The following is a 15,129-nucleotide window of genomic DNA, read 5'->3' on the forward strand; positions in this document are numbered from 1 at the left end:
CCTCCAATACAATCGACTGGTGTATATAAAGGAAAAACGTGATCCGATTAGCGGATACACGTTTTCCTCTTACTTGTATATGTGCAATTCCTGAGACAATTATTCCTTACAATATGGATGATTTATTGAATATCTTCATATAGGCCTTGAATTGGCTTTATTAAAATACGATTCACTTCTTCAATGACTTTACTTAACTTCATTTCTGCCTCAAGCATAGCTGAAATCTTTTCATTTTGCTGCACAAGCTGAGATGCCTTTTGAGCATAAACAAGTTCATCCTCCAATAAATCCTCTCCAGCTAATTGTTTCTTTTGTAATTCAATTTGAATTTTACGGAAGTTTTTAAAGACATTTAACGCCTCTTCATCACTCTTTACAACTTCCACCGCCGCTTGTAAAGCCTCAAACTCTGGGGTCTTACGGAAAGTTGCCTCTAGCGCATTAATGTCGTTATAAATATTAACCATTTATACAGTCTCCTTTTTAAATAAAGTAAACAATTAAACCTTGCACAATACCAATCAATCCACCAAGAACTGCACCTAATACGGTAATCATTTTAAATTCACGTTTTGAAATACCTAATACAAGTTCCTCTAATTTCTCTACAGGGAAAGAGTCCACTTGCTCACGAACAACTTCTTGTAAATTTAAACGTGTAAGTACATCCTCTAGTTTTTCCTCTGCCTTGACAAAAGCTTTTTCAATCGCCTGTGGGATGACCGAATTTTTCATCCATTCATTACCTTCAGGCCAATAATAAGAAATTGGTTGATTTAAACGTTCAGCGACAGCTAATTGCTCTTTTACATACATTTGTAATTTCGATAAAATTGGATCAAACTGCATGTCTTGTAAAAAGTCCATCGCTGGTCGATCTTTTAATTTTTCCCATTCTTGTGTAAATATTTTTGTTAATAATGTTGACGTACCCGGAGCTTGTAAAAACTTGACGAGCTCACGTTGAACTTTTCCTACAAGGGACGATGAATCACCTAAAAACATATTGATCATACCACCAAATGATCCTTTTGATGATAAGAAGTCATCAATCATTGCTTTAATTGTCATTTCACCTTCTGGTGATAAAAAGTAATCCTCGCCTTTTTCTAGTATATGACTGACTGCTACAGGAATCTTGGCATCAAGAGTATCCTGCATATCTGAAGATAGCAGTGTACGAATTGATTTTGTTGATAGTGTATTCTTCACTGATGCAAATTGTCCCTCAACAATAGCTTCAACTTTCTGCTCAATAGTAGCTGGCATATGAGCAAACCCTGCAATATTTAACCAATCTTGAATCGTTTTATCGTTTGTAAAGATGGTTTCCTCTACTTTTGTTTGCACAAACTGTTCAACCTTTTCCTGAATATCCTTAGAGAAAAATTTCTTTCTAAATGTTTCAGGAGTTAATAAATAATTTACAACGGTAAGACCAAGCTGTTTTGCTAATTCATCGCGTCGTTTTGGAATAAGACCAGGTGTAAATGGAACGCGCCAGTTTTTAATATATAGTGCGTTATGTGGACGAAAAAGCATTTTAATGGCTAGGTGATTGGTAACGCCTCCGATTGCTGCGCCAATAATTGCCATAAAAAGTAATGTCACTATAAAATTGTCCATTAGTATCCTCTCATTTCAGTTGAATTCACGATTGGCGTTATTTGTCGCCTTCTGCACTTATTATAGCAGAGCAATGATTTCCAACGAAAGAAATACCCTCTTTAGATTTCAGTATAAAAGTGAATAGTTGCAAAATTACCATTATCCTTGAATAATATGAACTACATACTATAGAAATGAGGTTTGATGATGATTCAGCATTTCAGTTTTAAGCCATTATTTGAAAATACTCAACTTCCAGGATGGACTGTTTCATTTTTTTATCAGCGTGAACGCTACTCTGCTGAATATTTAAAAGATGGCACTATTCAATGGACAGGGCCAACACCACCAAATGAAGAAGATGTTAAAAAAATGATTCATGAGCTAATGCTATTCCATGTGTATGATTAAAAAATATAGTAATTTTTTCGCTTAATTCCCACATAAAAATACCTATATTTACTGTATATAGCACGTCCTTTATGCTAATTATGTTGATACATGTTGAAATTCCTATATATTTCTTATACATTAGGGTTAGCAATTTAATAGTATATGTTTTTTATGCAGGGGGCCATTTCAATGAGTAAAGTCACGCTTTCCGATGACTTAAACAGTTATCATTCAAAAGCATTAATACGTGTAAAAGTAAAAGAATTTTTTTCAGAATTTTCCGCGAAAATATTCGAACTAGCTGACGAAGCTGGTAAATTAGATAACAAAAAATTTGAAGCCATTTCTGGCATTAATGGCGATTTCTATAATGAATATTGTAGTCAACTCAAAGGTTTCTTTGACTCTTCTGCTAGCACTTTTGGTAAAAAATCAATTAAAACAATGTACTTTACTTATAACGGTAAAAATTACATTTTGACTCAGCAAGGTATTACAGAAAAAGCACCAATATCTATAGCACCATTTACGGGGAATTTACCTTTGAAAGAATCCTTTCATGATGTAGAGAAGGCATGTTTAAAATTACGTTTCCAACAGGAATAAATTTAGAAGGAGCAGTCTACAGATGTGACTGCTCCTTCTAAATTTTTTTATCACACAAAAAAGGAAAGTCTCAATTGATGATCGAGTCTCTCCATTAGCTATAAAAATAATTCATTTAAAAAAATCCGCAAGTAAAAGCATTCTTGAGATTTTTGACGTGTCGTAATATATAAGATGCAAAATGCTTCTTTCCCTAAACAAACTATCTTTGCTCAATTTAAGTTAGCATATTGCAATCGCGTTTACAATCACTTTGCTTTTGAATCTAGCTACTTTTTTAAACAGGGATAGAAAATCAAATGAAAAAGTTGTTGTCAATATTTGTGTTTTTCTTTTAAATAACTTATTATTGAAACATCCAACAATTTTTTAAATCATAGGAGGTGTACACTTTGTTTACTTCCCTCATTTGGGCGGGAACAAAGGAATTATTTGGACGGAGACATATTGGAGATAACCATTAGGTTGGCGGCATTCGCCCTACTAATTATAATGACAGGATTTTTCGTTGCAACAGAATTTGCAATCGTTAAAGTGAGAACTACCCGCATTGATCAATTGCTCGCAGAAGGGCATAAGAAGGCGAAAAATGCAAAACGTGTTGTTTCAGATTTAGACGAGTACTTATCTGCATGTCAGTTAGGTATTACTATCACTGCACTCGGTTTAGGTTGGTTAGGTGAGCCTACATTCGAAATTATTTTGCACCCAGTGTTTGAATTTCTAAATTTGAATGGTAGTATAACATCTATCCTTTCATTTATACTTGCATTCTCAATCGTAACGTTTATGCATGTTGTTATTGGGGAATTGGCGCCAAAAACATTAGCCATCCAAAAAGCAGAATTTGTCACATTAAACTTATCTGGCCCATTAATTTTATTCCACAACATTACGTATCCAGTCATAAAGTTATTAAACGGATCTGCCCGTGGCCTAACTGGCCTTTTCGGCTTAAAAATGATGTCTGAATCAGAAGTAGCTCATACAGAGGAAGAACTACGTATGATTTTATCGGATAGTTTAAAGGGTGGAGAAATTAATAACGCAGAATATGAATATGTAAATAGTATTTTTGAGTTCTCAGATCGTCTTGCAAAGGAAATCATGGTACCTCGAACAGAGATTGTCGGCATTGAAAAAGAACTGACAATTAAAGAGGTATTTGATTTAATGGGTGTTGAACAATATACTCGTTATCCGATTATTGATGGCGATAAAGACCATATAATTGGTTTAGTTAATATGAAGCACTTATTAACCGCTTACATTAAAGACCCGAAAAATGGGGATAAACCAGTTATTGACTATATGCAGCCGATCATTCGAGTGATGGAAACAACGCAAATTAACGAATTATTACTCAAAATTCAACGTGAACGTATTCATATGGCCATTTTAATGGATGAATATGGCGGAACATCTGGTTTAGTGACGATCGAAGATATTATTGAGGAGATTGTCGGCGATATTCAAGATGAATTCGACGAAGATGAAATCCCGGAAGTACAAGAAATTGCAGATAATCATTTTATTTTAGATGCCAAAATGCTCCTTGAAAATGTGAATGATATGCTAGGTACTGACATAGAAGATGATGATATTGATACTATCGGTGGTTGGTTTATGACAAAGCGCTTCGATGCAGTCGAAGGGGACAGCATTCAGGAGCAAGGTTATGAATTTATTGCAAAAGAATTAGATGGTCACCATATTTTATACTTAGAAGTTCTGAAGTTACCTGAAAGTGATTTATCAAATGAATTTGACGCTGTTACTGAGTAAGATTCATAAATATGGACTTTTCCTCACACCTTATATAGGTGGGAGTTAATACCGTGATAATAGATATAAACGACTCCCTTTTAAAAAGGGAGTCGTTTTCTAATGTCCGAAAATTTTGCGAGGGGGAAACAAAATGGAGCTCTATACAAATTTACGTGAAGGGGAAAAAGGCGCTTGGTTATCCATTGGGACTTATTTAATTCTAAGCTCCATCAAACTAACGATTGGTTATATCGGCACCTCTGAGGCGTTAAAGGCAGATGGTTTAAATAACACCACGGATATTATCGCCTCTATCGCCGTCTTGATTGGCTTACGCATTGCTCAAAGACCGCCCGACTCTAATCATCAATATGGGCATTTGCGTGCTGAGACCATTGCCTCTTTAGTAGCATCATTCATCATGCTTGTTGTTGGTCTCCAGGTTTTAATTAATTCTTTAAAAAGCTTATGGGCACCACCTGGCACAACTCCTTCCCTCTTAACAGCATTTGTAGCGATAGGTAGTGGTGCTGTCATGTATATCGTTTATCGCTATAATTTGGCACTATCTAAAAAAATAAAAAGCTCCGCTGTCAAAGCAGCCGCCTTTGATAATCGCTCAGATGCATTTGTCAGCATTGGCACTGCAATAGGTATTTTTGGTGCGATTTTTGGTTTTCCCATTATCGATTCTCTAACAGCTCTTATCGTTGCCTTTTTAATTATTAAAACAGCAGTAGAAATTTTTTGGGAAGCTGTTCAAAGTCTTACAGATGCATTTGACATCAATGAAGTGGAAACATTATCAGTCCTAATTCGTAATGTGGACGGTGTGATCGAGCTCTTAGACTTTAAAGGCCGAGCTCACGGTAATATGTATTTTATCGACATAACCGTAACTGTTGACCCCTATTTAAATGTTTTTGACAGTCACCGCATTACTGAAGAAATCGAACGTACCATCTTGCGAGAAAATCGCTTTTGTCAGGTTCTTGTGCATATCGAACCACATATTGAAATAATTCCCCCTCAAAACGATGAAAAGTCTCCTACCAATTGATTGGTAAGAGACTTATTTTTATTTAATAGCGATATAAACTTCCACCTGTGCCTCTTGTGGGTTTGCACAACGTTCATCATACAATTCAAAATCACCAGTATATGTTCGTTCCACCTCAGAATTTACAAACCATGCCCAAATTTCTTGCCATGTTTGGATAACAATCTCCGGCATTTTTCCTTTTTGTGATGTGAATACTAAATATTTGGCTGCTGGAATAGTCTTGATGACTAATTCAGAAGGTGGTTCGTTCAATGGGCCTTCTACACCAAGTGTTATGGAATAATTGCCGTTTACATCAGTTTCATAGTCCGAATACAAACCGTACACGCTTTGATTATCCAACGTAGAAAGTTGGCAAACAATATTTTGCTCATAAAAATCATGCCATAATTGCGGGATTTTGGCTTGTGCTGTCATTTCATTGGCATTGCTTGTTTCCGCCGAAATTCCTATGATTTGAAATGCCTCTCTGTTTATAATTTTTGGTTCTGACCATTCCTGTTTTCTCCATCTTTTTAAGCTTGGCAAAAAAGATGTGAGCATATTACGGGCCTCGTTTTCAGGCATGCCATCTCCCTTTAGATGTGGCACGCAAATATCAATCATTGCTTCTACGGTTAAATCAGGTTGTTTAAAACTCCCCTTCTCATAACAATATGTACAATAGTCATGATTTTTGTGACCTTCTTTTTCCGTTCCTAATAAAGCCTCATCTGTTAGAGGCACTCCACAGCTTTGACAATAGCTTTGCATCATGGTTGATTCCACCCTTCGCTTTATTTGTCCTTACTATAGCAAAGGAAACCTGACAACTGTCTGTCAACTATTATCCGGATTCTTATATATTTGAAAAATTTCCTGCGCACGTTTTTGAAGAATACCTCTAATGTGAGGTGGTTCTATAACTTTTATGCGATTGCCAAAACTAAGTAAAAAGCCGTACAGCCACTCATCCTCTGGTATAGATATATTAATTTTGGCCTGCTCCTGATCAACATATTCTACTCCAAAGGATTCTTCCACTAATGTCGTCACAGCCATATCAAAACTAATGACTAAATCGACTACGTTTTGTGGCTGATACCATTCTTTCCCCCATGGAAGTTCACTTAAATTAATTTCCTTCCGCTCAAAGTGTAGATCTACTTGCATTAAGTTTTTAATCCTTGCCAGTTTAAAGAGACGAAAGTCCATTCTTAACGTACAATAGCCATATAAATACCATGTCTTCCCTTTTTGAACCAATGTATGCGGTTCAACTACTCGCCTTGTTAACTCTCCATGTGTCGTCGAATACGTAAAGCTTACACAAAGCCTATTTTCTATAGCACTTTTTAAAATCGTAATATGTTCCTTAAAAAGAATATTTGGCCCCCATGGACTCAAATCTACAAATAAGTGATCCATGGATTGTTTGACATGATCATCTGCAATACTTGTTAACTTCTCAAGAACAGCTTCTGCATGTGAATCTTCATAGGTAGTCAAAGCACTTTTAATGGCAATTGTCAGAGACGCAAGCTCATCCTTTGTTAAAACCTGTTTATCTACACGATAACCATCTATTAAGCTAATTCCTCCGTGCACCCCTTGTTGGCTAATAACAGGTACCCCTGCACAGCTTAGTGTTTCAATATCTCGATAAATAGTACGAACCGATACATTAAATACTTCTGCTAATTCTTGTGCGGTAACCTTTTTTCGATTGATTAATATCATTATCATTGTTAGCAGACGCTCTAATTTCATAGAGAAGCCCCTTTCTTAATAGATCTTATTTTTTTCTCAGTAAAATGCATTTTAATTACTATCATCCTATATTTTTAAGTATTTTTTAAGTACTTTTTGAGTTTTATTTAAGACAAATGTACTATAATAACGCCTGATTAATTATTACAATCATTATACTATTTTTACAATATAAGAAAAAATATTACTTTTTAAAGTCGATCTCTTACAGCATTTAATTCCTACTAAATATAGACTGTTTCAATTTTTTATAAGAATAGTTTGATACATAAACGCCTAAACAATTATTTCAATTCTCTTAACACAAATAAATAACTTCTTTCTTCTATATAATGAACGGCGAATACTTTCTAAGAAGGGATTTGGCGTGATGTGACACCCCCACAGGATTACTAACTCTCGCCTGTGGAAGACCTACAACAAATTGCTTTATTTTAGTATCAAATTTTTAATAGAGAAATTAAGTGATTTTAACTTTTCATGCCCTTTCAGTATATATAGAAAGCCTTTTCAACCAAAATGAACTAAAGTTTAATGGTTTTCAATTTAATTGTAAAAAGGAGAGTTTGATGTGATTCGAGCCGTTTTAATAGACAATGAACCTTTAGCTTTACACTATTTTCAAAATAAACTACAAGTATTTCAACAAATACAAATTATTCAAACCTTTACGAGTGTAGAAGTATTTCTTAATGAGCTGCCCTCGATAGAATTTGAGGTTCTATTTTTAGAGGTAAAACTCAAAGAACTTTCTGGTCTTGAAGTAGCAGACATTATTAAAACAGAGCGTCCACATGTCAGTGTTGTTTTTATTACTTCCTATCATGAATTTGCTTTACAGGCTTACGAAATTGGTGGTCTTGACTATTTATTAAAGCCCATCAGCCATGCTCGTTTAGAAAAAACGGTGACTCGTATTGAGCATGAATTTTCTATACAGCAAATGCTTCAACAGGCAACTCAAACGTTATTAAATGTACAATGCTTTGATCAATTTGCTGTTTATAGCAATAAAAGCTTAGTGGCATTTAAAACTGAGAAGACGAAGGAATTGTTTGCTTATTTTATTTTGCATCCAAATATTCCTATTCACCGAGATTATTTAATTGAAATTTTTTGGCCAGATTTAGATTATGTAAGAGCCAAATCAAATCTTCATACAGCTTTGTCGTACTTAAGAAAAACATTAAATACGATTGGCTATGAAAACTGTATTGTTTTTTCAAATAAGTACTATATCTTTGAAAAACCAAGCCTCGTGTGTGACTTATATGATTTTCAAAAACTTCATGAGGATTTTTCACGATTAGAATTTCCTTCTATTTCTTTAATTCATCAATGTCTAGCAATTTATAAAAATGGTTTATTTGTATTTGATGATTATGAATGGGCAAAAGCCTATAAGGATAGATTAACGAAATCATACATAGAATTATTAGAAAAAGGGTTCCAAACTACAGTCTTTTCAGATACTGATAAAGCAATCGAATTTTTACATGCTTTATTAGAAAATGATCCCTATAATGAACAAAAACTTGAGCACTATTTATACACATTAATTCAGGCAGGTCTTCATGAGCAGGCACATAAAATTTTCCTAACGTATAAACAAAAACTAAAAGAGGATTTAGCATTAACTCCAAGTTCTACTTTATTAGAGATATCAAAAAAATTATTTGTGGAAAGTAAATAATCATACTAAAAACGACGGGCTCCTACAATATTGTAGAAACTCGTCGTTTTTGCTTTAGCTACCACTACCCTCTGTCAAACCATGCTTAACCGCATATAGAGCAGCCTGGGTACGATCTTGTACTTGTAATTTTGTAAATATATTAGAAATATGAGTTTTAACTGTTTTTTCTGTCACAAATAATGAGGAAGCAATTTCTCGATTACTTTTCCCTTTTGTTAGCTCTGCCAGCACATCCTGCTCACGAGGCGTCAATGGATTTAACGAATGCGGGGCATTCTGGGCCTCCTGGCGATCCATTTCAAGTGTCGTTGTAGCCTCTGGGTGTAATGTATTTTCGCCACGCATAATGCGACGAATAGATAAGACCAATTCATCTGGCTCAATATCTTTCAATTGATAGCCTGCTGCCCCAGCCTCCATTGCAGGGACAACATGGTCCCGATCTGAAAAGCTTGTCAGCATTAAAATCTCTATTTTTGGAAATTTTGCTTTAATGCGCTTTGTTGCCTGTATGCCGTCCAACTCAGGCATCACTAAATCCATTAAAATAATGTCTGGTTGGATACTTTCTGCTAATGATACGGCTTCATGTCCATTTTTTGCCTCTCCAACAACCTCAATATCTTTTTGTGTCTTTAAGAAAAACAGTAATCCTCGACGCACTACGTGATGATCGTCTGCAATTAATACACGTATCATGTCCTCTCCCCCTTAATATGGCAAGCGGATTAGCAGCTCCGTACCTTTGCCCATTTCACTTACCCAGTCAGCAGTGCCACCCACTGATTTTGCACGGTCCTTAATGGATTGTAAGCCCATTGACAATAGCTTCGTATTATTGTCAATGACAAATCCTCGTCCCTCATCGCGTATAACTAATAAAATATCTGTAGATGTGACGGTAATATAAAGTGCCGCCTCTAAAACACCTGCATGGCGTCGAACATTATTTAAAGCCTCTTGAGCTACTCGAAATAATGTCTCTTCAATACGCGATGGAAATTGTAGAACTCCTGAAACCGTAACATGTAATTTTAAGCCAAGCATCTCAGCATATACTTTTATCGCTTCCAGTAAGCCATTTTCCAATCCCTTTGGTCGCAGCTGCCAAATCAATGCCCGCATCTCTGTTAGCGCATCCTGAGTTAAATGCTGTATCTCTTTAAATGTTTCTTTCACATCGCTATCCTGTGTCATTTCAATACCAGCCCTCGCCGTTAGCGTAACCGAGAATAATAGTTGATTGACAGAATCATGTAAATCTCTTGCTAGACGGTTGCGTTCCTTTACAAGGGCCATTTCTTGCTCTTGTTTCGTCAGTAAAATTCGCTTTATAGCAGAACCCATCTGAAATGCTACCGACTCCAATAGGGCTAGCTCCTCCTCAGAAAAGCGTAAAGTATCCTTTGAGGCAACATTTAATACACCAAAACGTTCTTGTCCAGATTGAAGGGGCACCGTGGCATGATGGGTGATTCCTTCATGATCCCCAACATTTGCTGCAATCGCACTTTCAATGCGTTGACATTCAATAATATTAGATGCCTTTTTTAACTCCTCATTACGATAACGCGATACACACCAACAGCCACCTTTTTTTAAATAATGACAGTTGTTAAATTCCAATGCCTCAGGTAAATTTTCATGAACAACAAGCTCCGAGCGTCCCTTTGCATCAATAAAAAAGATCCAACCTGTTTCAAAATTCGTGCCATTTAAAAATTTGATAAGGGCCCCTTTTAGCATCGTAACGATTTCAGTTTCTTCATTTAATAGTTCTGCAATTTCCTTCAATATACTTATATTGGAGTGCTCATTTTCCTTCACGAAAACACCTCTTCTTTAGCATTACTATTGTTAATGATACCATTAAGGCATTAGGCTCGTCTGCATTAGCCATTCATACTTTAGACTGAAATTATCGTCCTTATTTTGCGTAAGTTAATTTACATATAAAACTAGAACAACTATAATCGTACAAGTAGTGTTTTTATAAAGGGGAGAATCGATATGTCTAAAAAAGAGGAAAATGGCTTATTATTTATATGGATAGTTTCTGCTGTAGCTACACTAGGTTCATTATATTTTTCTGAAATTCGTCATTATGAACCGTGTAAATTATGTTGGATACAGCGTATTTTTATGTACCCGATCGTCATTATGGCCACTGTAGCCTTTATACAAAAAAATGCTCGTATTGCTGTCACAACAGCGGTTTTCTCAGTTATCGGAGGCTGTATCTCACTCTATCATTACGGCATTCAAAAGCTTAGCTTTTTAGCGGATAATGCCCCTTCTTGTGGCGCCGTATCATGTACAGGACAATATATTAACTGGTTAGGCTTTATCACTATTCCATTTTTAGCATTAACTGCATTTATTTTAATTGCAGGGGCAAGCTTCTATTTAATAAAAGCTACAAAAGCTGCAAAATAATCAAGGGACCGTGTTCTACCATTGGAATACGGTCTTTTCTACGGAGGAAGATCAATGTTTCTTTATACATTTAATGAAGATCACTTAACGATTGAGGAACTGTTACGTAATCATTGGCGACTAGGCAAAAAGCTCGTCCATGAACTACGGATGGCAAAAGCTATTACATTAGAAAATGATGAGCTTGTTCAATGGAATACTCCTTTACAAGTAGGCACTATTGTTAAATTTACATTCCCAATCCCAGCGTCTAGCTATAAACCAACACCTGTTTGTGCGATTGATATAGTTTATGAGGATGATCATTGCTTAATCGTATCCAAGCCAAAGGGTATGGCAACGCACCCTAATGATGACCGAGATACCCATACATGTATGAACCACGTTATGGCGCATATCCAACAACAAGGCGGTATGTATGCAGAGCATGTCCATCGACTAGATAAAGGGACACAAGGTTTATTACTCGTAGCCAAGCATCCTTTAGCGAAATCAATTTTTGACCGAATGATTGAAGAAAAATCGATTATTCGGACGTATGCGGCAGAAGTACAAGGAAATATACGCTCCTCATCAGGTACCATTTCCGAATCTATTGGTAAAGATCGACATCATGCTTCTAGACGTGTCGTGTCCAAAACTGGTCAGCATGCAGTGACACATTATGAAGTCGTATCACGCTACAAAAATTCTTGTGTGGTCCATTTGATTCTTGAAACGGGTCGAACACATCAAATTCGTGTCCATTTAGCCTATATCGGCCATCCCATTATTGGTGATACTATGTACGGTGCAAGAGAAACGGCTAGTGATGACTATGAACTCCATGCTATCCAATTAGAATTTGACCATCCATTTTTAAATAAACGCATTACAGTCAAGGACGATCAATAATTAAAAAATCCCGCTTCTCTGTTACGAGAGCGGGATTTATATATAGAACTAAAAATCAAATTTGAAATGATCAGGATCTTGCCCAAATCGTTGATTACGATTTAATGACGCTATCTTATCCATTTGAGTCTGTGTTAATTCAAAGTCAAAAATCTGTGCATTTTCTTCAATTCGACTTGATGTAACCGATTTAGGAATTATCAATGTGTCATTTTGTAAATGCCAGCGTAACACTACCTGAGCAGCCGTCTTGCCGATCTCCTTACCAATTTCTACGATAGTTGAATCATCAAGTACCCCACCTCGTCCTAACGGTGACCATGCAGTAACTGCAATCTCATGTTCATGGCAAAATGCGCTTAATGCTTGTTGTTGTAAATATGGATGCATCTCCACCTGATTAACCATTGGAGCAATATTGGCCTTTGCCAGTATTTTTTCTAAATGATGCTCATGATGGTTCGACACACCTGTTGCACGAATTAGTTTTTCATCATATAGGCGCTCAATGGCACGATATGTTTCCTCAAATGTTTCTGGAACAGCCCAATGTGTTAAATATAAATCTACGTAATCCATATTAAGTTTCTTCAGCGATACTTCAAAGGCGCGTAAGGTTTCATCATATCCTTGGTCATTATTCCATACTTTTGTTGTAACAAAAATATGTTCACGTGGTACACCTGAATGACGAATTGCTTCTCCTACCTCAGCTTCATTCCCATACAATGATGCCGTATCGATAGCTCGATAACCAACCTTCAGAGCTGTATCGATGGATTGTAATGTTTCTTCATGATCTGTCATTTTATAAACACCTAAGCCTAAGCGAGGCATTTCTACTCCATTTAATAATGTTTTCGATGATTGTAAATACATGAATCACAACCCCTTTCTTTTTCCTAGTCCATTATACAAAAAATTGGATTTAAGAAAAATAAAGAAGCTACCGTTCTTCACCACTATTCATCCTTTTCTTCGATACTTTCCAATTGAATAGGGTCAGCAATACGCTCATCCTCCGCAAGCTCTAGACCATCACGTAAATGTTCCATTTGTTTGCCCAAATCTTTTAATTCCTTCATATCTCTCGCCATCGTACCATTTTCAATGTTTGGCACTTTTTTTTTCATACTAATCACCTCCTTAATAGTTTTCCCGATAACTATACGTTTGAACCATTTCTGACATATTTTATTCAGGTATGTCGTTTCATTTTCACAGTAGATAGGCTATACTAAACAGAGATGTCTTTATTACATGAGGAGGGTTACTTCCATGAAACTATTATTAATCATTGGTGTAACAGTTGCTTTCTTAACAGCTATTTTTACTGCTGGGTACGAAGGCGATTACAAAGCGGATAAATAATACCTCGAGAAAATCACTGAGCATTAGACGTGCTTAGTGATTTTCTTTTTTTGTCAAACAATAAAATTACTTACTTGACTTTCAGTTATTATTAAAATAAACTAACTTACATAAAGTAACTAAATAAATAAAAATAACTTACTGGAGGTATTCTATATGCATTTCCATGAAAAACCCAACACATATGTAACAAATGTTGAAATAAAAGTAAGCAATCTACAACGTTCTTTAGCATTTTATCAAGACGTCATTGGCTTCAACGTTTTACACGAAGGATCACATAAAGCTACTTTAACAGCGGATGGGCATACTGCACTATTAACAATAGTCCAACCAGACACAGTGGAAGAAAAACTGAGCAGGACGACTGGACTTTATCATTTTGCACTACTCTTGCCAACTCGTCGTGATTTGGCAAATATTATCAAGCATTTTCATGAAAAAGGAGTATATCTTGGGGCTTCTGATCATGCTGTCAGTGAAGCACTCTATTTAAATGATCCTGATGATAATGGTATTGAGGTATATGCAGATCGCCCTGAAAATGAATGGGGATGGCATATGGATCAAGTGCATATGGTGACAGAGCCACTAAATATTCGTTCGATTTTAGAAGAAGGTGATGAAAATTGGAATGGCCTTCCTGCAGGTACGGTCATGGGACATATTCACTTATCTGTTTCTAACTTGGCAGAGGCTGAACAATTTTATACAAAGGGCTTAGGATATGATATTGTGGCGCGCTATGGTTCACAGGCATTATTTATTTCTACAGGGCGCTATCACCATCACATTGGCCTAAACACTTGGCACTCAGAAAATGCTCCAAAGCTTGGCGAAAACCAAGTAGGCTTAAAAACGTACTCACTGCGTTTAGATAATGAAGAACAAGCATCAATGATGAAAGCGAACCTTCGTGCAATGGGTGCACCTGTTATCGATATAGACGGTGGATTCCAAACTGAGGACCCGGCTGGAAATGTCGTATTATTAAAACTTTAGTAAAAAGCAGTTCTCACAAGTTGAGAACTGCTTTTATTAATGTAAACCTGGATATCCTTGTTGTCGTAATGCCTCATATATAACAATCGCAGCCGTATTAGATAAGTTGAGTGAACGGACATGATCACTTTGCGGAATACGTAAGCACATATTACGACGTTCATACGCAAATTCTTTCGGCAGTCCTGTTGTTTCTTTCCCAAACATAAAGTAAATATCACGCTCTTTATCACTAAAATCATGCGTAGTGAACGGCTCATCACTATAAGTTTCGATTAAATATACGTCTCCATCTTTAGAATACTCTATAAAATCATCCAGTGAATCATGATAAACAATGTTCACACTATGCCAATAATCTAAGCCTGCCCGTTTTAGCATTTTATCGTCGGTTGAAAAGCCTAGTGGACGAATTAAATGTAATGATGTATTTGTACCAGCACAAGTACGAGCAATATTTCCTGTATTCGCTGGAATTTCTGGTTGATATAAAACGATATGCAATGGCATAACAATACACTTCCTTATTGTCATAATTTCT

The 15,129-nt window shown here is 36.1% G+C and carries 17 protein-coding genes; 8 read left to right on the forward strand and 9 right to left on the reverse strand.

The window, feature by feature from the left end:
• Positions 1–122: 122 nt before the first annotated feature.
• The gene (locus MKY88_RS20080; RefSeq protein WP_008173388.1) at positions 123–470 is read right to left on the reverse strand and encodes a YlbF family regulator; all 348 of its coding nucleotides are present in this window, start codon (positions 468–470) and stop codon (positions 123–125) included.
• A 16-nt stretch (positions 471–486) separates the two neighbouring features.
• The gene (locus MKY88_RS20085) at positions 487–1,629 is read right to left on the reverse strand and encodes a DUF445 domain-containing protein (RefSeq protein ID WP_069482623.1); all 1,143 of its coding nucleotides are present in this window, start codon (positions 1,627–1,629) and stop codon (positions 487–489) included.
• 189 nt (positions 1,630–1,818) lie between these two features.
• Between MKY88_RS20085 and MKY88_RS20090 the strand changes: the two genes are divergently transcribed.
• The 4 genes from MKY88_RS20090 to MKY88_RS20105 all read left to right on the forward strand — a co-directional run bounded on the left by MKY88_RS20090 (position 1,819) and on the right by MKY88_RS20105 (position 5,437).
• A complete protein-coding gene (locus tag MKY88_RS20090) occupies positions 1,819–2,022 on the forward strand; it encodes a YheE family protein (RefSeq protein WP_025117277.1) in 204 nt (67 codons plus the stop codon).
• Positions 2,023–2,193: 171 nt separating this feature from the next.
• Entirely contained in the window at positions 2,194–2,610 is a 417-nt protein-coding gene (locus MKY88_RS20095; RefSeq protein WP_340814540.1) for a hypothetical protein, read from the forward strand.
• 465 nt (positions 2,611–3,075) lie between these two features.
• Positions 3,076–4,395 (forward strand): hemolysin family protein, encoded by a 1,320-nt coding sequence (locus MKY88_RS20100; RefSeq protein WP_175423136.1) that lies wholly within the window; start codon positions 3,076–3,078, stop codon positions 4,393–4,395.
• Between the two features lie 133 nt (positions 4,396–4,528).
• Positions 4,529–5,437 (forward strand): cation diffusion facilitator family transporter, encoded by a 909-nt coding sequence (locus MKY88_RS20105; RefSeq protein WP_193833070.1) that lies wholly within the window; start codon positions 4,529–4,531, stop codon positions 5,435–5,437.
• 18 nt (positions 5,438–5,455) lie between these two features.
• Here MKY88_RS20105 and MKY88_RS20110 read toward each other — a convergent pair whose 3' ends face one another.
• Together MKY88_RS20110 and MKY88_RS20115 are read right to left on the reverse strand one after the other, a co-directional pair.
• A complete protein-coding gene (locus tag MKY88_RS20110; RefSeq protein ID WP_340814543.1) occupies positions 5,456–6,196 on the reverse strand; it encodes an effector binding domain-containing protein in 741 nt (246 codons plus the stop codon).
• 63 nt (positions 6,197–6,259) lie between these two features.
• The gene (locus tag MKY88_RS20115; protein WP_340814544.1) at positions 6,260–7,189 is read right to left on the reverse strand and encodes a helix-turn-helix transcriptional regulator; all 930 of its coding nucleotides are present in this window, start codon (positions 7,187–7,189) and stop codon (positions 6,260–6,262) included.
• Positions 7,190–7,760: 571 nt separating this feature from the next.
• Between MKY88_RS20115 and MKY88_RS20120 the strand changes: the two genes are divergently transcribed.
• The gene (locus MKY88_RS20120) at positions 7,761–8,882 is read left to right on the forward strand and encodes a response regulator (protein ID WP_328201382.1); all 1,122 of its coding nucleotides are present in this window, start codon (positions 7,761–7,763) and stop codon (positions 8,880–8,882) included.
• A 54-nt stretch (positions 8,883–8,936) separates the two neighbouring features.
• On the opposite strand, the gene MKY88_RS20125 is transcribed toward MKY88_RS20120, so the two are convergent.
• Together MKY88_RS20125 and MKY88_RS20130 are read right to left on the reverse strand one after the other, a co-directional pair.
• The gene (locus tag MKY88_RS20125; protein WP_008173403.1) at positions 8,937–9,584 is read right to left on the reverse strand and encodes a response regulator; all 648 of its coding nucleotides are present in this window, start codon (positions 9,582–9,584) and stop codon (positions 8,937–8,939) included.
• Positions 9,585–9,596: 12 nt separating this feature from the next.
• Positions 9,597–10,712 (reverse strand): GAF domain-containing sensor histidine kinase, encoded by a 1,116-nt coding sequence (locus MKY88_RS20130; RefSeq protein ID WP_340814547.1) that lies wholly within the window; start codon positions 10,710–10,712, stop codon positions 9,597–9,599.
• A gap of 183 nt (positions 10,713–10,895) precedes the next feature.
• On the opposite strand from MKY88_RS20130, the gene MKY88_RS20135 reads away from it, so the two are divergent.
• Together MKY88_RS20135 and MKY88_RS20140 are read left to right on the forward strand one after the other, a co-directional pair.
• Positions 10,896–11,321, forward strand: a complete 426-nt coding sequence (locus tag MKY88_RS20135) for a disulfide formation protein C (protein ID WP_008173406.1) — start codon at positions 10,896–10,898, stop codon at positions 11,319–11,321.
• Positions 11,322–11,375: 54 nt separating this feature from the next.
• Positions 11,376–12,215 carry an RluA family pseudouridine synthase gene (locus MKY88_RS20140; RefSeq protein WP_193833074.1) on the forward strand — a complete coding sequence of 280 codons (840 nt, stop codon included), beginning with the start codon at positions 11,376–11,378 and terminating at the stop codon, positions 12,213–12,215.
• 48 nt (positions 12,216–12,263) lie between these two features.
• Here the strand turns inward: MKY88_RS20140 and MKY88_RS20145 are convergent, their stop codons facing one another.
• Together MKY88_RS20145 and MKY88_RS20150 are read right to left on the reverse strand one after the other, a co-directional pair.
• Positions 12,264–13,094 (reverse strand): aldo/keto reductase, encoded by an 831-nt coding sequence (locus tag MKY88_RS20145; protein ID WP_340814550.1) that lies wholly within the window; start codon positions 13,092–13,094, stop codon positions 12,264–12,266.
• Positions 13,095–13,177: 83 nt separating this feature from the next.
• A complete protein-coding gene (locus tag MKY88_RS20150; RefSeq protein WP_008173412.1) occupies positions 13,178–13,348 on the reverse strand; it encodes a hypothetical protein in 171 nt (56 codons plus the stop codon).
• 394 nt (positions 13,349–13,742) lie between these two features.
• Between MKY88_RS20150 and MKY88_RS20155 the strand changes: the two genes are divergently transcribed.
• Positions 13,743–14,588, forward strand: coding sequence for a VOC family protein (locus tag MKY88_RS20155; RefSeq protein ID WP_328201387.1), 846 nt, complete (start codon positions 13,743–13,745; stop codon positions 14,586–14,588).
• 36 nt (positions 14,589–14,624) lie between these two features.
• Here the strand turns inward: MKY88_RS20155 and trmL are convergent, their stop codons facing one another.
• Positions 14,625–15,098, reverse strand: a complete 474-nt coding sequence (trmL, locus tag MKY88_RS20160) for a tRNA (uridine(34)/cytosine(34)/5-carboxymethylaminomethyluridine(34)-2'-O)-methyltransferase TrmL (RefSeq protein WP_069482635.1) — start codon at positions 15,096–15,098, stop codon at positions 14,625–14,627.
• Positions 15,099–15,129 lie beyond the last annotated feature (31 nt).

Origin of the sequence: Lysinibacillus sp. FSL R7-0073, assembly GCF_038009065.1 — a bacterium.
GTDB classification, from domain to species: Bacteria; Bacillota; Bacilli; order Bacillales_A; family Planococcaceae; genus Lysinibacillus; species Lysinibacillus fusiformis.

What these genes read in the sequence shown, in the direction of transcription:
- MKY88_RS20140 (WP_193833074.1), top strand. Translation starts at nt 11,376, where the DNA reads ATGTTTCTTTATACATTTAATGAAGATCACTTAACGATTGAGGAACTG.
- MKY88_RS20095 (WP_340814540.1), top strand. Translation starts at nt 2,194, where the DNA reads ATGAGTAAAGTCACGCTTTCCGATGACTTAAACAGTTATCATTCAAAA.
- MKY88_RS20105 (WP_193833070.1), top strand. Translation starts at nt 4,529, where the DNA reads ATGGAGCTCTATACAAATTTACGTGAAGGGGAAAAAGGCGCTTGGTTA.
- MKY88_RS20135 (WP_008173406.1), top strand. Translation starts at nt 10,896, where the DNA reads ATGTCTAAAAAAGAGGAAAATGGCTTATTATTTATATGGATAGTTTCT.
- MKY88_RS20145 (WP_340814550.1), bottom strand. Translation starts at nt 13,094, where the DNA reads ATGTATTTACAATCATCGAAAACATTATTAAATGGAGTAGAAATGCCT.
- trmL (WP_069482635.1), bottom strand. Translation starts at nt 15,098, where the DNA reads ATGCCATTGCATATCGTTTTATATCAACCAGAAATTCCAGCGAATACA.
- MKY88_RS20090 (WP_025117277.1), top strand. Translation starts at nt 1,819, where the DNA reads ATGATTCAGCATTTCAGTTTTAAGCCATTATTTGAAAATACTCAACTT.
- MKY88_RS20155 (WP_328201387.1), top strand. Translation starts at nt 13,743, where the DNA reads ATGCATTTCCATGAAAAACCCAACACATATGTAACAAATGTTGAAATA.
- MKY88_RS20125 (WP_008173403.1), bottom strand. Translation starts at nt 9,584, where the DNA reads ATGATACGTGTATTAATTGCAGACGATCATCACGTAGTGCGTCGAGGA.
- MKY88_RS20115 (WP_340814544.1), bottom strand. Translation starts at nt 7,189, where the DNA reads ATGAAATTAGAGCGTCTGCTAACAATGATAATGATATTAATCAATCGA.
- MKY88_RS20080 (WP_008173388.1), bottom strand. Translation starts at nt 470, where the DNA reads ATGGTTAATATTTATAACGACATTAATGCGCTAGAGGCAACTTTCCGT.
- MKY88_RS20110 (WP_340814543.1), bottom strand. Translation starts at nt 6,196, where the DNA reads ATGATGCAAAGCTATTGTCAAAGCTGTGGAGTGCCTCTAACAGATGAG.
- MKY88_RS20085 (WP_069482623.1), bottom strand. Translation starts at nt 1,629, where the DNA reads ATGGACAATTTTATAGTGACATTACTTTTTATGGCAATTATTGGCGCA.
- MKY88_RS20150 (WP_008173412.1), bottom strand. Translation starts at nt 13,348, where the DNA reads ATGAAAAAAAAAGTGCCAAACATTGAAAATGGTACGATGGCGAGAGAT.